At 49.0% G+C, this 20,695-nt stretch carries 13 protein-coding genes; all 13 read right to left on the reverse strand.

Annotated features, from left to right (window positions below; all coding sequences use genetic code 11):
* Positions 1-5: 5 nt before the first annotated feature.
* Positions 6-3,467 (reverse strand): SusC/RagA family TonB-linked outer membrane protein, encoded by a 3,462-nt coding sequence (locus T496_RS14025; protein WP_197018959.1) that lies wholly within the window; start codon positions 3,465-3,467, stop codon positions 6-8.
* A gap of 178 nt (positions 3,468-3,645) precedes the next feature.
* On the reverse strand, positions 3,646-4,737 hold the full coding sequence (locus tag T496_RS0110935) for a FecR family protein (RefSeq protein WP_027450791.1): 1,092 nt from the start codon (positions 4,735-4,737) through the stop codon (positions 3,646-3,648).
* 74 nt (positions 4,738-4,811) lie between these two features.
* Positions 4,812-5,357, reverse strand: coding sequence for an RNA polymerase sigma factor (locus tag T496_RS0110940; RefSeq protein WP_044111128.1), 546 nt, complete (start codon positions 5,355-5,357; stop codon positions 4,812-4,814).
* Positions 5,358-5,753: 396 nt separating this feature from the next.
* Entirely contained in the window at positions 5,754-6,146 is a 393-nt protein-coding gene (locus T496_RS14030; RefSeq protein WP_044111132.1) for an endonuclease domain-containing protein, read from the reverse strand.
* Between the two features lie 828 nt (positions 6,147-6,974).
* Positions 6,975-7,109, reverse strand: coding sequence for a hypothetical protein (locus T496_RS15330; RefSeq protein ID WP_262499110.1), 135 nt, complete (start codon positions 7,107-7,109; stop codon positions 6,975-6,977).
* A gap of 60 nt (positions 7,110-7,169) precedes the next feature.
* Positions 7,170-7,718, reverse strand: a complete 549-nt coding sequence (locus T496_RS0110955) for a DUF4488 domain-containing protein (protein ID WP_155808876.1) — start codon at positions 7,716-7,718, stop codon at positions 7,170-7,172.
* A 117-nt stretch (positions 7,719-7,835) separates the two neighbouring features.
* Entirely contained in the window at positions 7,836-8,567 is a 732-nt protein-coding gene (locus T496_RS14515; RefSeq protein WP_081783636.1) for a TonB family protein, read from the reverse strand.
* Positions 8,568-9,611: 1,044 nt separating this feature from the next.
* Positions 9,612-11,099 (reverse strand): insulinase family protein, encoded by a 1,488-nt coding sequence (locus T496_RS0110970; protein WP_027450796.1) that lies wholly within the window; start codon positions 11,097-11,099, stop codon positions 9,612-9,614.
* Positions 11,100-11,134: 35 nt separating this feature from the next.
* Positions 11,135-12,592 (reverse strand): insulinase family protein, encoded by a 1,458-nt coding sequence (locus tag T496_RS0110975; RefSeq protein WP_027450797.1) that lies wholly within the window; start codon positions 12,590-12,592, stop codon positions 11,135-11,137.
* Between the two features lie 405 nt (positions 12,593-12,997).
* Positions 12,998-14,245 (reverse strand): family 43 glycosylhydrolase, encoded by a 1,248-nt coding sequence (locus T496_RS0110980; protein ID WP_027450798.1) that lies wholly within the window; start codon positions 14,243-14,245, stop codon positions 12,998-13,000.
* Positions 14,246-14,334: 89 nt separating this feature from the next.
* Complete coding sequence (locus T496_RS14040) at positions 14,335-15,489, reverse strand: SusE domain-containing protein (RefSeq protein ID WP_044111135.1); 1,155 nt, start codon at positions 15,487-15,489, stop codon at positions 14,335-14,337.
* 45 nt (positions 15,490-15,534) lie between these two features.
* Positions 15,535-17,535: a RagB/SusD family nutrient uptake outer membrane protein gene (locus T496_RS14045; protein WP_044111137.1), complete on the reverse strand. Its 2,001-nt coding sequence runs from the start codon at positions 17,533-17,535 to the stop codon at positions 15,535-15,537.
* A gap of 22 nt (positions 17,536-17,557) precedes the next feature.
* Positions 17,558-20,665 (reverse strand): SusC/RagA family TonB-linked outer membrane protein, encoded by a 3,108-nt coding sequence (locus tag T496_RS0110995; protein WP_027450799.1) that lies wholly within the window; start codon positions 20,663-20,665, stop codon positions 17,558-17,560.
* Between the last annotated feature and the right edge of the window lie 30 nt (positions 20,666-20,695).

The following is a 20,695-nucleotide window of genomic DNA, read 5'->3' on the forward strand; positions in this document are numbered from 1 at the left end:
GATTTTTAGATGGTTACGTTGATGTTGAATGTGTAGGTAGGACGTGTTGACAGGTTGATAGAGGGCGAGCTGCCGCTCTGTGTAGGATCCTGTCCCTTGAGTTTCTTGCTGCACAGCGTCCAGAGGTTGTTGCCCGTGAAGGTGATGTACATGGACTGCAGTCCGAGCGCCTTGACCAGGTTGTCCTCCACATTGTATTTGAACGACAGCGACTGGAGCTTCAGGTAGTTACCGCTGACCACACGGATGTTAGAGTTGTCGTACATCTCATACATGCTGCCGGCAAACTCATAGGTCGTTGCAGGATACTGCTGCCACCAAGAGGTGTTGTAAGCCTGATCGACAACGAGACCTGGGATATTGGTAAACGCCTCATCGCCCGGACGGCGCCAGCGGTTGACGTACTCCTTACGCAGGTTCTGCTGTGGATAGATGATGTTGGTGGCATAGCCAGAAGCAATCTTCAGCATACGGATCTTGTTACCCAGCGAGTAGGTGAAGTTGAACGACAGACCGAAGTTGCGCCAACCGAAGTAGTTGGTGATACCACCCTGGATGTAGGGTTCGCGCGTGCCCGATTCCTCCATGACGGTCTCGAAGATCTCCTCCTTGGTCATGTTGGCATACTTAGCCATCAGTTCGTCTTTGTTCTCGTCCTCTGTGTTGTAGAACGTGGGCGCACCAGTGTTGTGGTCCAGACCTTTGAACTTATAAGAATAGAACGTGCCGATAGGCTTTCCTGTAAACTCGATGGAGCCATTGAGGTAGTCTTTATAAGTGACCACATCGTGCAGCACATTGTTCTTCTTGTTGAGGGCGCGGTTGGCCACCTTGTTGATGACCTCGCCAATCTGTGGGTCGATACGCCATACGAAGCCACGCTTTGATGTTCCACCAATGTTTGTAGCATTGTTGATGGGCGTAAAGCTGAACGACAGCTCGATACCCCGGTTGTCGAGTGTACCGCCATTGATGACATACTGATTGACACCATTGATTTCCGACACCGTCTTGGTCAGGAAAGCGTTGGTGGTGTGCTTGTAGAAGTAAGACACCGTACCGCGAATCTTGTTGTTCAGCAGGGCGAAGTCAAGTCCGGCATTATAAGAAGCCGTGCGCTCCCACTTCAGGTCGGGGTTAGGATACTTGTAGATGGTGGCATAGTTCTCGTTGAAGTCATAGCTGGTGAGCTTTGACTGCTGGATAATCATGCGCGCGGTCTGACCCGGCAGCATGTTGCCCTGCCAACCCCATGAGAGGCGCAGAGAAGCATCGTCCACCCAGGACGTGTTCTTCAGCACGTCTTTCTTCATGTTCCAGCGACCGGAAACAGCCCAGATGGGCGAGAACTCCTCGTTGGCGCGCGTACCGAAGAGGTTCGAGCGCTCTCCGCGCAGGTGCACATTGAAGATGTAGGTGTCCTTGTAGCCATAGCCACCGGTGGCATACCATGCCATCTCGTTGGTGAGCTGACGGGTGCGATAGCCCAGTCCCTCCTTCGATGCCATAAACGACGAGTAATACATTGAATAGGTGGTTGGCACCTGATCGAAGTAACCGCCAAACTCGGTGAAGTAGCCGCGGCGGGTGATGTTGAAGCCCTTGTACTCTGTTGACTTTGCCTCGATACCGGCAGAAGCCGTAATCAGGTGACTACCCTTCTGCCCGAGTGTCTTCATGAAGTTGGCCTGCAGACGGGCCGTGTAGTCGGTGTTGCGTGTCTCCTCGCGCTTCAGCTGACCGCCGACGGGACACATGTCGTTGCGGAGCGAACGATCAGAGCGGAGGTTGTTGATGTAATACGTATCCTTGGTGTAGTATTCCTCGCGCGTGGTGTTCTGGATACCGTAGGCCAGCACGGCATCTACGTTCAGGCACGGCAGCAACTCGTAGCGCATCTGGGCACGGAGGTTGATGGCATTGCCATCGGTGTTGTCACCCGAGTTAGCCATCTCGTTGATGATGTTGTAGTCATAGCGGTTGCCATACATGTCAACGCGTGGATAGTAGAACAGCGAACCGTCGGGATTGTGCGCAGGCATGGTGCGGCTCATGTTGTAGGCATAGTCCATCACGTTGATGTCAGACGGTGTGTAGGTGCGCTCAGTGGTGTTGGCAGCCAACTGGAACTGCGAGCTGAACTTGCGGTAGTTGGCCGAGAGGTTCAGCATGGCCGAGTAGCGGTCGTTTTGCTCTTTCTTGATAGCACCGTCCTGCTGGCTGTATCCCACAGAAGCATAGTACTTGATGTTGGGCGAGCCACCAGAGAGGCTCACGGTGTGGTTGTGCGACAGGGCGTCGTGGGTCAGCAGCCCGAGCCAGTCGGTGTTGACGCTGCCGTAGTAGTCGGCACGCTGCTTGAATGTGGCGTAGTCGATGTTGCCACTATAGTAGTCCATCAGTGCCTCTTCATAGCCAGACCACTGGGTCACATTATTATAATACATCTTGCGATCGATCAGTTCCTTGCTGACGTCCAGTCGCTCGGCAGCGTTCATCATATAGATGTCACGGTCTGAGTAGCGGGGACGGCGTGTATAGGTGAAGCTGCCGTTATAGCCCACCGAAGGTTTACCGATCTTACCTTTTTTGGTGGTAATCACGATGACGCCATTGCCGGCCTTAGCACCATAGAGTGCGGTGGCCGAAGCATCCTTCAGCACGTCAATCTGCTCGATGTCGTTAGGGTTCAAACCAGAAATGGCGTTGCCCAACAGATTGACGAAGTCTGGGTCGTTGATGCTCTGGGGATCAACATTCACAGGATCAGAAAGAACGATACCGTCGAGCACCCACAGTGGTTCGCGATTGCCGAGGATGGTCGAGGTACCACGAATGCGCAACTTGGGCGCAGCACCCAGCTGACCGCTGTTAGGCATGAAGATCATGCCAGGCACCTTGCCTTCCAGCATCTGGTCGATGGTGTTCATACCAGGATTGATGATGTCATCCATCTTCAGGGTTGTAACTGCCGACGTGAGTTTCGAGCGGTCAATGGTCTGGTAACCGGTGACGATGACGTCGTTCAGTGTAGCCACGTTTTCGTGCATGACCACATCAATGTTTGAACGGTCAACGAGCACCTTCTGCTGCTTCATGCCGATGAAGCTGAAGCAGAGCACGTCCTGCTCGTGCACCTCGATGCGGTAGTTACCCTCGCTGTTGGTGACGGCAGTGCCCTTCTTGCCCGAAACTGTCACGGCCACTCCAGGCAGAGGCTCGGAGGCCTCGTCCATGACATGACCTGCTACAACGATCTTCTGTGCATCGGCATTGGCCTTGCGTATCACGGCACAGTCGCCATCCCACACCACCTCCAGGTCCAACTGCTGACAAAGACGGGCCAGGAAGGCGGCCACCGTTTCGTTCTTGGCCGTGATGGTGGCTTTCTTGCCTTTCAGCAGGTCGGCATTATACACATACGTGAACCGAGTCTTTCCCTGAACAGACTCCAGGATTTTAATCACATCTACATTGTTGTAGTTTCCTGAAAAACGTTGTTGCTGTGCCCACGAGGCATGAAGAGAGCAGCAGACCAACGTAAGCGTAAAGAAAAGTCTTCTCCCTTTTGTCAAGAACCTCGGGAGCGCAGAAAAATAATTGTTACTCATTTTTTTTCTTTGGTTAAGTTTTTGTTTTTTGTAACTATTGAATGGTGATCTTGTTTCCGTCAATCTCGTAGTCAAACTCGTCGGTCAGCCTCATCTTCTGCATGAACTCATCGACGGTCTCTGTTCTCCGGCATTCGCCCGAGAAGCGGATATCTCTGACATCGGCCTTAAACTCCACCTCGACGCCATAGATGCGTGCTATCTCGGCCATGATTGCCTCCAATCGCTGGTTGCGGAACACGATGAGTCCGTTGCGCCAGGCCGACGCTCTCGGGTCGCTGATGGGCTGAATGGTGATGTCGTTGCCCTCTTTCACGACTTCCTCGCCCGGAGCGAGCAGGTAGTCGTTGTCGCCTGCGCTAAACATCACCTGGCCCGAGTAGAGGGCCACGCCAGCATGGTTGGCGTCATAGCTTCTCACGTTAAACGTGGTACCCATGACGGTTATCGTGCCTGCGCTGGTGCTCACCTTGAAGGGGCGACCAGTCTTCTTGACGTCAAAGTAGGCCTCGCCCTCCAGATAAACGCGCCGGCTGAGGTCCATTCGGTTGGGGAACTTCAATTTAGAGCCCGAGTTCAGGGTGATGGCAGTACCGTCGGGCAGTGCTATCTGGTATTGCCGTCCGTATGGCACCACCAGTTCCAGGAGCGATTCTTCTTTGTCGGAATTATTCATAGCAATACCACTCTCGGTGACATAGGCCGATGTGCCCGCTACATCCATGTTGTCATCAGCATGGTCGAGCAGGATAACCTTGCCCGTGCTGGTGGTAATAACGGGCACCGAGTCTGTCAGTGCAGGGATGTGCTTTTCCAGCATCGCCATGACCTCGTGAGACGGTTTGTTGTCGCTCATGAACGGTATCATCATGATAAAGCCGGCAAAGATGGCAGCTGCCGCCCAAGCCACATAGCGCCGATATGCCACGGGGCGCTGCTCATGGGTATTGCGAAGAAACAATTTGTAGGCTTTTTTGATGTTGTATTTCTGGTAGTGAGCCAGTCGTTCGGAAACCATGGTGCTGCGATAGAAGTGGCGCACCTCTTCCAATCGTGGGTCAGCCTGTTGCTCATCTCGGGCAATGGCGTCAATGGTATCTATAAAGTGTTGCTCGTCGGCTTTCATACTTTTACTTTTTAAGTATATTATGCAAAAAATCGTAAAAGTATTATCGATAAACCCAAAAAAGTGATATTTTTCTATAAAAAGCAGATCAGAGGGTTGTCTTTGGCATACTTCCTCAGCATCTCGATAGCCTTTGCCTTGCTCTCCTTGACCGTACTGAGGCTAATCTGCAGAATCTCGGCAATCTCTGCCCCCGTCTTCCCTTCTATAGACAAGGTGATAACCTCACGCCGACGCTTGGGTAACTGCTGTATGCCCTCATATAATTGTCTCACCAGTTCTTCTTTTACCGCCATGGCGAAGTCGTCCTCGTGATGCCCCAGAGAGATGGCGTCAGATATCTCGACGTTGACAAACTGCTGGTGGTCGCGCAGGTGGTACAGCGTGTTGTTATAGACAGCCCTGTAGAGATAGAACGACAGGTGCTTCTGACTTTCAAACGTCTTGTCGTTGTTCCATAGCTTCATCAAGGTAGTCTGCACGATATCCTCAGCCAGCATATCGTCGTGCAGCAAGTCGCTGGCGAAAGCACACAAAGGGGCGTAGTAAAAGTCAAAAAGAACCTTCCATTCTTTTTCGTCTTTATTGTTTATGTGTTCGATACGCAGACCAGTTTGCATTGTGTACTTCTGAATTCGTAGCAAAGGCAGAAATTTGCCATATCAGAACTTTCGCCTACCTTAGAAAAGTATTTCGACATCAAGCGAAATCATCAATGGCATGGGGGCAAAGGTACAAATAAAAACTGAAAAAGAAATCCTTATGGTGGAATATTTTATGTGAGCAATCCAGAAAGTGCCACTTCTCCATGTCTTTCCTCCTTCCATTCAAGGAGTTGCTGATAAATTTTTCAACCTGTGCGGTTGTTTCCTTAGCTTGAACCTTGCGCAGGTACTCCCCTCCCATGTAGGGGAGTTCAGCAGATGATATATGCAAATTATAGAACATACCCTAAAAAAGAATCTTTCGTACTGCGTGGTTGATAATCCATGGTCCCAGTAGGTACTCCCCTCCCTTCAAGGGGAGGGTCTGGGGGTGGGGTCTGTAACTTCATTGGCTGCGCGCACAATCTCAGCCAAGACACCTTGCATGGATGTAAACACCTGCTGATTGCTAAAGCGAAGCACACGGATACCCTGCTCGCGAAGATATTCAGTTCGCTGCTCATCGTATTCGTATTTGTAATCATGGCTGGCACCATCGAGTTCTATGCCAAGCCGATACCCTGGGCAGTAGAAGTCAAGAATATAAGGGCCTATACCTTGCTGACGACGAAATTTCATGCCGCCAGCCCCACGACCCTTCAGGGCACGCCAGAGCGTAGCTTCTGCTGCGGTCATGTTGTTGCGAAGAGCCTTGCGATAATCTTTTTGTTCTGTAGCGTTTGCTTTAGCTGTAGGATAGTGCATTGGGGCTTTTCTTGTAATAACGTAGAAATCTGCGGATTATTGTTTAGTTACTGACCCCACCCCTACCCCTCCCCTACATGGGAGGGGAGTTCAGCGGATGATATATGCAATTTATAGAACATACCCAAAAAAGGAATCTTTCGTACTATGCGGTTGAAAATCCAAGGACTCCGTAGGCACTCCCCTCCCATGTAGGGGAGGGGTCGGGGGTGGGGTCAGTATTGTTCTAACTGCCAATGAAGTTACAGACCCCACCCCTACCCCTCCCCTTGAAGGGAGGGGAGTTCAGCGGAAGGGAGGGGAGTTCTGCAGATGATATATGCATTTAAAAGTGGCACTTTGAAGATGGAAAACAGCTGCTATTGCGGGGCAATAGTGGCCGTTTGGAATAGCAAGAGTGGCACTTTTGGTGCCAATCTAGAGTCTAGAAACACTATTTCTAGAGTCTAGAATGGGCGGTTTTAGAGTCTAAAAGTGGCAGTTCTAAAGTCTAGAAATGGCAGTTCTAAAGTCTAGAACCAAAACAATAGTTTCTGTTCTAGCCCCTGGAAAGCCCACATCTAGCCGCTAGAACTGCCACTTCTAGGGGCTAAAACGACCGCATCTAGCCCCTAGAATTGACCTTTCCAGGGGCTAGATGCGGAGCAAAAGTGCCACTATTGCAAGACAAAAGTGGCACTATTACACGACAATACCTAAGCTATGACTAGGCGAAAGTGCCACTATTAACAAGAATAGCGGCACTTTTATGTCAGGAAATCAATAGGAATAAGCTATTATCTTTTTTTCAATTCCTTTTTCATTGCTTCTATGCTTTCATCCTTTCAATCACTCCTTATTCTCCACGAATTGTCGGGATGAGGTTTGCTGCCAGGGCTCAAACTCCTGAAGCACATTGGTCAGTTCCTCTTTATATTTATTGCAGAGGTCTGAAGAGCCATCCGTTTTCAATCTCGTGGTCACGCCATGTTCACCACTATATTTCTATAGAGTCAATGGTATCGACCATTAGAAGCTGCTATTTCAACGAATAGGGCAATCATCATAAGACATTCTTCCGAATATTATTTTAGCCCTTTGCATATACTCGTCCCAGTTATCTGCCACCTTCTTCAGAAGTTCCTTGCGCTCTTTCTCGTCATAGACAGCCTTTATCCACACATCAGTGATGGTACGCTTAGTGCCATCGGGGAAGACATGCGTGAACTCTGCAAGCAAGATACGACTATTCAGAAACTTATAGGTGAAATAAGCATCTGTCTCCCACTGCGGCCCTGCCTGGTGCAGCGTTATCTTTTCATGATAAGTGTTGTCGCTGGTAACCTCATAATTACCAAAAAGCCACGGATTGAAATCAAAATCCTCATAGTGATCGTAATCAGCGGGATTTAAGTAAAAGCCGAACAAACGTCCATCGGGCATGAACACCTTACCAGCCGAGCCAATCATTATAATGCCAGGGCCTCTGTATTCCACTTTCTGCCATACTCCGACCAAAGGATTGTTTTTACCGGCAAAAGACACCATTGAACACAATGCCATAACGGCAAACGAAAAAAGAAACTTTTTCATAATTACAAATTGTTTTTAGTGATTATTGGTTTTTTATATTACACAGAATTCTTCGTCACTCCTTATTCACAATCTAAGGAGCTTGTCTTAGAGGTTGTTAGCTTTTGGCTCTCTATATTATTTAAAAAGGATGGGTATCGTATATTTCACATTCACGAGGCGCCCTCTATGCCTTCCCGGTTGCCACCTTGGCATGTGCTTAATAGCATACAAGACTACATTGTCTAGACAGGGACAGACACTCTGAATCACTTTCGGATTGCATACCTTGCCATCTTTCCTGACAACCACAGTCACAACGACCCGTCCCGACAAATTATGGGTTTTAGCATAAGTCGGGTAATACAAATTCTCTGTCAAGAATTTATTCATTCCCTCATCACCTCCAGGAAATGATGGAAAATGTTCGACAACACTCATAACATTATCTGCTGTCAGAGTCGTATCGATGCCATTATCCTCATCAATGTCGGTAACCATATATGACGTCTTCTCTTTCTTGACCTGATAACGAATATCATGTTGACGTTCCCTTTCTGTGTTGAGATCAGAAATAAAGTAAACAGAATACCAGTCTTTTCCTCGTGGGATAACCTTCAAAGTCACTAAATCCGTTGGTGTGCGGTCATAGTTGTCATAGATAACAAAACAATGGCGTTCTTTATTCAACCTGTTTATTTTATCACAGCATGCTTCAGTCATATACTGGTTCAGATCAACAGAATTCGACGTGAGAATGTCTGTATATACATTTTTCAGGAACGCCACAGCTCCCTCATCAAACTTCCGTGCATAACTGCCACACACAACCATGCACAGCAAGCAAATCAAAAACAGTTTCTTCTTCATCTGTTATTTATAGTTATTGGTTTTAATTGGTGTGATTAATATCTTGCTGCAAATGTAACAAAAAAGAGAATACGAAAATCGAAAAAACAAAACAAATTTATAAGTCAAATAAGTCAAAAGCATGATTTGACCGGTATTTTTCCTTCTCGTACTCAATAATGTTGTTTTTCGTACCCATATCATTTTATACGCTAGTCACAACAATAGCAGCGCATTGATTCCGCAAAATAACTTCCCCATGAAAAAACGAACATTTCCGAACACGTAAACGAACCATTTTGAACATGAGTGACAAAAACCTCAAAAACCCGCTTCTGTTGTTGATGGTCCTTCGGCCCATCCGTTTGTTGCCAATGCTTCATCGAAGCCAAGCAAGCTTGCCTTCGCCGCCGCATTACCCCCAAACCGCCTGTCGGCTACAACAACAGAAGCGAAAAACCGAGAAAACCGCCTACGGCATGAGGTATTCTTTGGCATTGAAATCAACAGAAAAGATATCAAATCGGAAAGGACAGAATTACACCCTCCTTTGGGAGGGCCGGGGTGGGGTTCCTTCTGGAGGGCCGGGGTGGGGTTCGGTTTTCAGGACCGAAGGTCCGTGGTTTTTCCTTTGTGAGACAGAAGCCCCAAAGGGGGCATGGTGTCAGTGGGAAGCCTGATGTGAACTTGTTCACAAGAAGGATTACCACTGGCAACATGAAAATCTCGACAGAGATTTCTGGCTCACAAAGGGGTTTTCTCGGTTTTTGTTCAATCTTTAGTTATTGATTATCCAAGATACACATTGATGTAATTACGTATTCATGAAACATGTATTACCTGATCACTTTCCCAACCGTATCACTGTATTATTCCAACCAAACAAGGACGGTTTTCTAACATAAAAGCGCCACTTTTCTTGTTGATAGTGGCGCTTTTGACAAGGCGAGCTTCACCAGAAAAATAAACTATTTTTCCAGATTATCACGAAAATACTTCATCATCGGTTCAAGAAACACCAAGATTAAGCTGGCCCACCATCATACTCCGGTGAGCCGGCTTCTCTTACTTTTCCATTTGCTCATAATGCTGCAAGACGGATTCCAACTTCGCCTTGATGTCGGCATCGGGATATCCATAGGGTGTGGAGCACACAATCCTCAAATCATAATCTTTGAAAACCTCCTTGCAACAGTCCTGAATGTCCTGTTCACCGATTTCATACTGGTAGTAATTTTGTGCTAGATAATTCTTAAAAAGTGGTGTAGAATAGAGAAAATTGTCTTTGATACATGAATGAGTATCCATAACTACATTTTCACGAAGATCTATCAATGCCTTTTGCTGAAGCTCCTTTCGTTTTTCCATCGACATCGTGTCTGGCTCAACATTCACCCCATTAAGCATGATATCATCCAGTTTCTTCGTAACATCATCTATGTAGTTCTTAAACTGACTCTCGCCTGCATACAGGTCTAGTCCAGCCACGAATTTTATATCAAAAAGAGGACTTTCAAAAAGCTTATCGTTTTCGTCCATAGACGACTCCACATATCCTTTAAAACAGGAACGGATATTATCACAAAAACGTTTGTATATCACTGCTTTTCGAACGCTGCCCAGATTCTTTGTTTCTGATAGCGCTACACGGGGTTTCAAGAAAAGAAACTGAACGACAAACATTGGAACATCTTGTTTTACCATCAACAACTTATTGTCGCTCAATTCATTTACACTTCTCTCAGGAGCAAGCAAACTTGGGCGACTGCCAAATTTTTGCTTTATCATATCAACGATATTGGCAGGCGCTTTGCCAAACACATACAGGCACTGATTTTGTGGGGCATACCATTTCTGGTAGTATGCTTCCAACTGCTGAAGTGTAATACTGCGAATACTCTCAACTTGCCTGTTAACCCATTCGTCAGGAGTACATCCTTCAACAAATGCTGCTTTCAAAGCCTCTTCCTCAGCCTTGGGAAAATCGTATCTTCTATTATTGATTTCATTCACAAGAAGTTCCTTCTGGTGCTCCAACTCTGAAGAAGAGAAACGGGCATCCCCAGCAATTTCAGCCAACAAATCCAGATACGACGCTACGAATGTTTTATCGTTTCTTAAGCGAAACAAATTATACTCTGTACATCTGTTTTCTATTTCTGAACAATAAGCAGAGACGTTAGGGACAAGACCATGAGCTGCACGAAACTGAGAGAGCCGTTGCAGTTGCAGTTCGTCGAGCTTATTCTTAAGCACACCGTTCGAACCTACAGTCAGATTCTCTGAGCAAAGCATCCGTTTTAATAAAAGAGATATACCAGGAATACCCCCTTCATCGTCGGTTCCCGATTTCTGGATGAGTCGTAGTTCCAGTTCGTTGTTAGGATTATCGTTATTACATATATAATAGCGGAAGCCATTGTCCAGAACGCCCTGGTGGATATTCGACGAGTCGGTCACGAGAAAGTCCTCATACTTTACATCCTCTGACTGCGCCAACGCCTGGATGGCGAAAGCACAAGCAATCGAAAATAATATAAGTTTTGTTTTCATATTGATATTCTTAAATCTATTATGATGGTATAAGACTAATTATTATATTGTCTCAAAAGGGATTTCAGTTTCTCTGTAATCTCCTTTTCAGGATAGCCATAAGGAAGGATACATTCTATCTTCATAGCAGACTTATTAATGAACTTCTTGAAGTAATTCGAGACATCCTTACCACTGAGTACATACGACCAGTAAGCATCGGTATCTTCCTTCTTATAGAGTGGCAAAGAATAAACGAAGCATCCATCAAATTGCATTAATGCAATGGAATTATCCCTACCATCTCCTTCTTGCAATTTTTTCATAGCTTTTACACGATGTGCCACAACTGTTTTCTTTTTAAGTGTATCTATGGGCATTGACACCTGAACACCGTTATTCTTAACATTATGCAAAAAAGCAGTCACACTATCAACAAGAGCAAGGAAGCCTCCGTCTGCTTCTTCTTCATTGATATTGCACGCAAAGTCCATCTCCAAAGTTAATCGTTCAAACGTCTGACAATTAATAGTCGAACTAAATGCTGTATTTCTGTTCTTCATCATATTATCACGCAGTGTGTTACATCCTTTTTCCAACGCAAAGCAGTCTCTGAAGAGTTTTATATTTTCTTTCTCCGACTGCGTCAGTAGAGGCTGTGTCATAAGTAGCATAATCTTACATTCTGCTTTTCCATGTCTTTCGATTACCAGATCATTCTTATTATAATCTATGGTTGTTGATGCTGGAGTAGGTATAGCAGGGCGCTTACCGAACTTTCTTTTAATCATATCTTCAACACCCTCAGGGATATTACCCGATACCAGAAGACACTGATTCTGAGGATGGTACCATTTTCGATAGAACGTCTCTAGTTGAGACTGCGTAATCGATCTTACACCTTCCAACCTCATTCTCCGCCATTCGTCGGGATTATGTCCAAACTTGAAAACTGCTTCAAAAGAATCCATCACTCTTGAATAAAAAGTGTAATTCCTGTTTGAAACCTCGTTGAGCAATCTTTCTCTCTGCTCTTCTATGTCCATGGTACAAATACTGGCACCACCTGCGATATCAGATAGTATATCCATACATGAATCAGCACGCGCCAGTTCAGGCTTCAAACCATACAAGTCAAATTTCATGTAATTAGGAGTTGTATAAGCATTGAAGTCCTTTCCGTAATCCATACCGAGCTTATTCAGATAGCTTCTTAATGTATCTCCTGTAGCCATTACTCGATTGGCCGTCATCATCATGTGCTCCAGAAAATGCGAAATCTCTATTGTTTCGTCATCATCATAACACCCAGTTTTCTGCAGTAGACTCATCTGAAGATGATTCACTGGTTGCTTAATGATGTAATACTGGAAACCATTGTCCAGCGTACCGTGAGTAACTCGAGAGGTATCTCTCAAAAGGAAATCCTCGTACCTAACTGTTCTCGATTTTGCAAAGCCTTGAACTCCTATAAAAAGAGCAAGTAAAACTAATGCATGATTAATTTTTTTCATGAATTTTTGGTTATTGGTTTTTGATCGCTGCAAAATTAGTGTTTTTTCGCCTTTGTTCAAAGGAATATAAAGTTTGTATTAATCACTTTTTTAGGTAAAATAAAAACACAAAATATAACTGACTAGTATTAAATTACTTACACGTGAGTTTGCAAAAGTTTGCACAATATTTGTATTACGTTTGTATTAACCAAAAAGGCCACAAAACACTAGATAATTATGATTCAAGGGAAGAATACAAGGCAAATTGAGGTCATTTATAAGCTGGTCCATCGTTAATTTACATAAGCTATCATAGGGGGGCATTTGTAGCTACTGGTGGTGATAGGACAAAAGCAAAAGAAAATCGGGCTCCATACCTTTTGGCTGGAGCCCGACAAACATCGAGATATCGCTGTGCGATAGTTATCCTTTGACGATCTTTTTAGACTGATGACCGTGCTTGTTTTGTACTTCGATGACATACATGCCTGAGGGCATCTGCGAGGCATCGACGATGATGGTGCCTGTGCCGGTGCCCTTGAGCATCTGCACGCCATTGGCATTGACCAGGCGCCAGGTGTAGGGCTGACTGTCGGGGCTCTCTATGCGATACATGCCCTGTGCCTCGGTGGGCAGGAAGAGGAACTCGTCGTCGGCCGAAGCAGAGACATTGTCGATGCCGGCAGCAGCGCCAAAGAGGGGCACCTCGGCCTCGGTAGAGGGCATCGAGTGTGCAATAGAGGGCCAGCCGTCTTTCTTCCATACGATGCGGTCCAGATAGGTGACGCGGCCCTGGTTGACATTGTCGGCAGGGAAGCCATGATAGAGCACCCAGGTCTGTCCGGCCTCGTCCTCGACAAACTCGGAGCAATGGCCGGGACCATAGACCTCAGGACTCTTTTGGAGCAGAAGTGTGAAATTGTCGCCAACGGCAGTACGTCCGTTGCGGTCGAGATAGGGTCCAAAGATATCTGTTGCACGCGTCATCACCAATCGGTAGGTGCTGTTGGCACCTTCGCAGCACGAGCCTGCCGAGCCGATGAGATAGAAGTAGCCATCGTGCTTGACAATCATCGTGGCCTCGATCAGTCCACCGGCAATCTTCTTGGGTGTGCAGCCCTCCTTGATGGCCAGTCCATCCTCGGTGAGCTCCACGCCATAGATGTCGTGGAACGAGCCCCAGAACAGATAGTTGTGGCCGTCGTCCTCGATGAAGAAGGGGTCTATGCAGTTTTCGATGCCAATCTCGCTGGAGAGGAATAGCTTGTGGGCGCTGTGGAAGCCGCCGTCGGGACGGCTGCTGACAGCCACACCAATGCCGTTCTCCCAGGTCTTGCCCCACTCCGACTTGGAGTAGTAGAGCACGTACTGACCATTGATATAGTTGATGTCGGGCGCCCAGATGCCGCCATTGGGACAGTAGTCCATGGGGCGTGTGGCATCGGTGAAGGCCGTGCCGGCATAGCGCCAGTTCACCAGGTTCTTAGAGCGATAGATGGGCACGTTGTGGGTGTCTTCGGTGGCATAAAGGTAGAAGTAGCCATCGGAGGCCTTGATGACGCTGGGGTCTGGCAGACTGCGATTGATGACGGGGTTGTAATAGTAGTCTTGCGCCATGCTGAGCGACAGCTGGCTGCAGACAAATGATAATGCAACAAATAATCTTTTCATATATTATTTTTAAGGGGGAGTTAAGAAATGGAAGCCGAAGGGGAATGATGTGTTTCCCCTTCAACTCCCAATTATACTCCAGTTATAACTTACTCGAACTCGAGGTGCAGGTCGTCGGCCAGCAGGATGAGCTTCAGGGTGTGAACACCCTCGCCCTCGGCAGGTACCTGCCACTTGTTGTCTGATCCGCCCTGTGTGCGAGGACCGTCGATGCCAAGATCGGTCATGGGGTTGGCACCGTTAGAAGGTGCGAAGAAGAACTGACCATTGTAGTCGCTCTCCAAGCCAATCTTGAACATGCCTTCAGAGCCATCCTTTGCAGTGTGGAACTCGCCTGTCCAGGCATAGATCCAAGGCTCGCGCAGACCGCCAACCATCTCGAAGAGACCAGCTGAGTTGTTGGGGTTCCAACCTACTGAGCATCCATCGCCCACAATCCAGATATGGCCGGGACGTGGCAGCTTGATCATCTCTACGATGCGGCAGTCGCTATAGTCGTCGTTGAGGTCGATGATCATGGTGCGATCGCCAGAAGCGGTGGTTGAGAAGGGCTCATAGTCGCCATCATTCACATACTTCAGCTTCTCACCACTGTCGTGGGCATAGACGGGATACTCGTCGGTGGCACTGGTACCAAAGACGAAGGTAGAGGGTGTGAGGGGTGCGGTGTACTGGTAGATGCCCGAACCGGTCTCTACCTGCTCCAGGCGCTCGGTCTTGGTGCTACCCGTAGCATTGTCGGTGATGCGGAGGTAGAGGTAGGTGGGGAACTTCTCGTAGCAGGTGACCCAGAACTTAGCCTCAGAGACAACGGGCTTCACGAACTTCTGCTCGTTGAACACATAGCACAGCAGCTGAGCGGTCACCTCGATGGGCACATCGGGGTGGATCCAGCGCGACACGATGTTGTTGAGCTCATTATGTGTGAAGCTCTTGGTAGTGGCGTTGCCCATGGGGATGGTGTCAGAGATATGCTCGGTCTTAGAAGCGGGATCGTAGAAGCGCAGGAAGTAGGCCACCGAGTCGTTGGCAGACAGGGGGCTCTTGACGGCATCCCAATTGAAGGTCACTGCGGTAGCATCGCTGGTGGACTTGTCGAGCTGGATGCGCTCCTGAGAGCAGGTGAGGTTCAGATTCATGCTGCCAGACACGTCGGGCACCTGGTAGTAGGTGGGGTCTTCATTACATGAGGCCAGCATGGCAAACATGCAAACGATACTTGCGAAACTAAATATCTTTTTCATAACGTTCTTTCTTTGATGTTTCATTAAAAACTGGTACACTCATGATTATTCGTCTCCACCTTCGGTATCACCGTCGGTAACAGTCTGGTCCCAGAAAGGAGGCTGGTGCAGCTTGGGGTTCTTGTCGGCTTCCTGATAGTAGATGGGGAACCAATAGTAGGCAGGACGCCATACGCGGGTCATGAACTTGGTGCGCTTGAAGAAGTCGGCCTTGTTGTCGCCCTGTGCGTTCATGCCGTAGCAAGCACCGTTCATCTCGGGGATGTCTTCGGCCAGCATCAGACGACGGATGTCGAACCAGCGGTTGTTCTCGCAGCACAGCTCTACGCGGCGCTCCATATAGACAGCCTTGCGCACAGCCTCCTGGGTGTTGTCGATGTGGATATAGTCGGGATCCTCGATCTCAACAGCGTCGAAGGTGTACTGGCGCACACCGGCACGCTCACGAATCTTGTTCAGATACTTCAGCGACTCCAGGCGGGCAGCGTCGGTGTCGTAAGCCTCGTTCTCGGCCTCGGCATAGTCGAGGTAGGTGAAGGCCAGACGATAGATGAAGCCCTGACGGTCGGTAATGGTGCCCTCCTTGTAGTTGTCGGTCACGCAGAGACCCTTACGAGCCAGGTAGCCGTTCTGAGGAGCATCGTGGGGAGATGAAGACTGGATGTTGTCGCGGCCATCATAGAAGAAGTCGTAGGCACGCTCGCCACCAGTCACGCAGAGGCGTGAGCCATGGAACGAGACAGCATTGTAGAAACGAGGCTCACGGTTGCAGTACATGGCATAGATGCCCTTGCCCGTGACCTCACCGGGCTTGCCTGTGCCATACTGCCAGGTGGTCTCGTCTGAACGATCGTCAACCTTTGTTGAAAAGATAGGCGTGCCGTCTGCCTTGTTTTCCTGATAGCCAGAGTTAGGATCGCTGATGGGCAGACCATTCTTGGTGAAGAATGCATCTACGAAGCCCTGGTAAACACCCAGACCATTACCGCCACCGTACTCACGAACAGAAACGACGCGCAGGAAGGTGTTGCGGTAGTCGTTGCCCTTGGTCACAGGGAACGTGATCTCGCGGTTGCCCTCAGACCATTTCTTGATGTGCACGTTGTAGGTTGACATAAAGGGGTCGATCTTGCCGTTGGGGCCCTGCTCGGTATAGAGGGCATAGCCTGCTTTCTCGGCCTCGTCGATACAGAGCTTACAAGCCTCGGCAGCCTTGATCCACTTGTTGTGGTCATAGACGGGATTGAAGATCTGCTCGTCCTTGTCGTTTTTATACTCTGCATATTCTTTAGCAAACTTCTTGTTGCCGTTGACCAGTGGGCTGGCAGCAAAAAGCAGCATGCGTGAACGCACGGTCAGCGCCATGATCTTGTTGATGCGGCCATACTTGGCAGGGTCGCTATAGACAGCAGGCAGGGCATTGGCAGCCTCGAGCATCTCCTTGTCGCAGTAGTTCACCACGTCGTCGAACGTTGACTGACCGGTCATCAGTGTAGAGATGTCGGCATCGGTAGCGGCAATCGTGTTGCCTGTGAAAGGCACACCACCATAGTTCTCGGCCATGAGCCACCAGGCATAGGCACAGAGGAACTTCACCTCGTTCTTCATGTTGTCAACCTCGCTCTGGGGCAGGTCGTGGTCGGGCATGGCATGAATCTTCTGCTGGAAGATCAGGCCGTGGCGCACGAAGAGGGGCATACGTGCCCAGAGGTCGCCATCCCAAGGAGAGTTGACGGTCCATGAACCAGTGATCTTATCAACCACCTGAGCCCAGTCCCACTGGCGCCAGCGCTCAGAGGGTACCATATCGTCGGACATGACCTCGTAGCCATCGGCCGTGAGCGACCACTTGTCGGGCTTGTGAATAACGTTATAGACAGTAGCCAACCAGCCATACACCTTGTCGCGGTTGGAGAACACCATGTCAGTGTCGAGCTCGGTATCGGGCTCCTTGTCCAGATAGTCGGAACAAGAAGTGGTGAGCTGTGTGAGCGACAGGGCCATCAGTCCGGCCGCCATATATTTTTTGAATTTAAATGTCTTCATAATTCTTTAATGCTTTATACGATTAGAATGTGATATCAAGACCAAACATAACAGAGCGGTTGAGCGGGTAGTTCAGACCGTTGCTGGTAGAAATCTCGGGGTCCCACAACTTGAACGAAGAGAGGCAGAACAGGTTGTTGCCGCTGACAAACACACGGCAGCTCTTGCCATAGATAGGCTCGATCCACTCCTTAGGCAGGGTGTAGCCAATCTCGATGGTCTTACAGCGCAGGAAGCTCATATTCTTCTTCCACCATGTAGAAGCACGGTAGTTGTTCTTGTTAGGACCATAGGTCAGACGAGGCCAGAAAGCATAGGGATCCTGGTTGTCCTCGGTCCAGCGGTCGTTGATATACATAGAGTAAGCATTACCCTCGGTTGTGGTACCACCACCAGGGAGGAAGTAAGGCTGACCACCAATGATGCGATACATGTCGCCAGAACCCTGGAAGAAGAAGTTCAGGTCGAGGTTCTTCCAGCTGACAACGCCACCGAAACCATAGACGATGCGGGGGTTGAGCGTACCGCCGATGAAGCCTTCATCCTTGTCGTCGATGACATTATCGTGGTTCACATCGACATACTTGATGTCACCAGGCCATACGGCTGCAGCACCTGCATTCTGATGAGGAATGCCTTCGAGGAGGATAGGATTGCCTGCAGCGTCGAGCTTCAGCGAACCGTCGTCGTTGAGTTCGAAGTCGCTATAGCCGAAGAGGCGCTCGGCAGTGAGTCCGTAAAGCTCACCCATAGAGCGACCTGTCTGGCGCTGGTGTGCGGCCTTAGCCTCGGGCTCGTCGTACTCAGTAATCTTGTTCTTGGCAAAGGTGAAGTTACCATAGGCTGAGGTGTACCAGTCCTTGTTCCACTGTTTGTGGAAGTTGAGGGTGAACTCGATACCCTTGTTCTCCATCTTACCATAGTTAGCGTAAGGCTGGCTCTCGTAGGGGATACCACTCTGTGAGGGCACGCTGCTACGACGCATGAAGATGTCCTTACGATTCTCGGTGAACACATCGAAGGTGAAGTCGATGGCATTCAGTGCAGAAATCTCGAAACCGAGGTTCTTCTTCAGTACGGTCTCCCATGTCAGGTTGGTAACGCCATACTCTTTCTCCTTGATACCAGAGGTGCTACGCTGACCGGTGGTACCCCAAGAGTAACCATAAGCATCATCATAGCCCACAACGCCGAGGTATGCGAAACGGCGACCACCAATGTTATCGTCACCAGCCAGACCGATGCTACCACGCAGCTTGATCTTGCTGAAGGTTGACTTCAAAGACTCCATCCAGGGCTCTTCGCTGATCAACCAACCGAGTGCGAATGAGGGGAAGAAACCGAAGCGCTGACCCTTGGCAAAGTTCTCAGAACCGTTGTAACCGAAGTTGAACTCAGCCACGTAGCGGTTGTCGTAGGTTCCAGACAGACGTCCGGCAACGCCCTGCTTACGGTAGTCCTGGATATCACCACTGTCATAGGCCTGCTGGTTGTAGAGGAACAGAGCATCAACGTCCATCTTGCCGAAGCGACGGCTATACATCAGGTCGGCCTCGAGATAGATATTGGTGTTACCATATTCGCCCTGAGAATAGTGAGGCATAGACTCGTCACCGGTCTGGTACTGGGTGTAAACGAGGTTACCCTCTACATCGCGGCCAGTGGCAGGGAACACGGTGCTGACGTTGGTACGGCGGCCGCGCTCACTCTGGTTCCAGCGGTCGAAGCTGAACAGCACCTTAGCCTTCAGGCCTTTGGTGATCATCTTCAGATCCTGCTCTACAGAGAAAAGGGTCTGCAACTTAGAAGAGGTGCGGAAGTTATAACCACCCTGAGTCACGTCGAGCCAGGGGTTAGAACGGTTTGATATCAAGGGAATGGCACCATCGCTATAGCGTGCGGGATAGGCGAACGGCAGCGTCATGAAGGCATGGTCGAAAGCCACGTTGGTGTCAACGCCCTGCTTCTTGAAGCGGTTCAGATAACCACCGATATTAACGCGCAGCAAAGTGGTCTTGGTGACGTCCATATCGATGTTGGTGCGCAGGTTGAACTGCTGGTTGTTGGTGGCATTGTCAATAGGCAATGTCTTGTCCTGCTCGAGGATACCACCCTCTTTGAAGTAAGAAGCTACGATAGAGTAACGAAGGAAGTCGCTACCACCGCTGACGTCCACATTGCCACGTGTGGTGTAGGCATGATCCTTGGTGATGACATCAATCCAGTTGACATCGGGATAGAGATCGGGGTCATAGCCAGAACGTGTGCGGTCGATACGCTCCTGTGTGAAGGGAAGAGGCTTGCCATCCTGGGCAGCCAGAGTGTTCAACAGGGTCATATAGTCGGGAGCATTCAAGAACTCGGGGAACTTGGTGGGCTCGCTGATGGCGTGCTCTACGTGGAAGCGTACCTGTGGAGCACCAATCTTACCACGCTTGGTGGTGATGACGATGACACCGTTGGCACCACGCACACCGTACATGGCCTGGGCAGAAGCATCCTTCAGCACTGAGAACGACTCGATCTCGGCTACATCGACATTGTTAAGGTCGCGGGCCACACCATCGATCAGCACCAGAGGGGCGTTGTTGCCGTGGAACGTTGACATACCACGAATCCAGAACTCTGAATCGTCGTAGCCAGGCTCACCAGAACGCTGGATACCAATCACACCGGCCAGCTTACCAGCCAGATTATTAGATAATGTACGCGTAGTACCGAACTGCAGCTCGGCAGGTTTGATGGTCTCGATAGAACCGATGATAGAAGCCTTCTTCTGGCTGCTATAACCGGTAACCACTACCTCGCTGAACTCGTTGACGTCTTCCTCCATCTGAACGTTCAGCAACTTGGCGCCATTCAGCTTCACCTGCTTCTTCTTGAAGCCCATGTAACTGAACTCCAGCATGGTGTTGCTCTTGGTGGGAGCCATGATTTTAAACATACCATCGAAATCTGTGATGGCGCGTACATCAGAACCAACCACCGTCACGGTAACACCGATAAGGGGCTGTTTCTCACCGTCGGTCACCAAACCGGTCACCTGTGCTTTGTTAGCACTCTGCTGTACATCGGCGCGAGCCTCCTGAAGGACAGGAGCTCCGACCAACATAGTCATTGTGCAGAGCATCATGGTGCCTGTTGGCAGCCACTGTTTGCA

The organism is Xylanibacter brevis P6B11 (assembly GCF_000621825.1).
In the GTDB taxonomy this organism is placed as follows: domain Bacteria; phylum Bacteroidota; class Bacteroidia; order Bacteroidales; family Bacteroidaceae; genus Prevotella; species Prevotella brevis.

Bases quoted from the DNA above. Each gene is read 5' to 3' on its own strand.
- T496_RS0110955 (WP_155808876.1), bottom strand. From the start codon at position 7,718: ATGAAAAAGTTTCTTTTTTCGTTTGCCGTTATGGCATTGTGTTCAATG.
- T496_RS14515 (WP_081783636.1), bottom strand. From the start codon at position 8,567: ATGAAGAAGAAACTGTTTTTGATTTGCTTGCTGTGCATGGTTGTGTGT.
- T496_RS0110970 (WP_027450796.1), bottom strand. From the start codon at position 11,099: ATGAAAACAAAACTTATATTATTTTCGATTGCTTGTGCTTTCGCCATC.
- T496_RS0110940 (WP_044111128.1), bottom strand. From the start codon at position 5,357: ATGCAAACTGGTCTGCGTATCGAACACATAAACAATAAAGACGAAAAA.
- T496_RS14040 (WP_044111135.1), bottom strand. From the start codon at position 15,489: ATGAAAAAGATATTTAGTTTCGCAAGTATCGTTTGCATGTTTGCCATG.
- T496_RS0110975 (WP_027450797.1), bottom strand. From the start codon at position 12,592: ATGAAAAAAATTAATCATGCATTAGTTTTACTTGCTCTTTTTATAGGA.
- T496_RS14030 (WP_044111132.1), bottom strand. From the start codon at position 6,146: ATGCACTATCCTACAGCTAAAGCAAACGCTACAGAACAAAAAGATTAT.
- T496_RS0110935 (WP_027450791.1), bottom strand. From the start codon at position 4,737: ATGAAAGCCGACGAGCAACACTTTATAGATACCATTGACGCCATTGCC.
- T496_RS0110980 (WP_027450798.1), bottom strand. From the start codon at position 14,245: ATGAAAAGATTATTTGTTGCATTATCATTTGTCTGCAGCCAGCTGTCG.
- T496_RS14045 (WP_044111137.1), bottom strand. From the start codon at position 17,535: ATGAAGACATTTAAATTCAAAAAATATATGGCGGCCGGACTGATGGCC.
- T496_RS0110995 (WP_027450799.1), bottom strand. From the start codon at position 20,665: ATGCTCTGCACAATGACTATGTTGGTCGGAGCTCCTGTCCTTCAGGAG.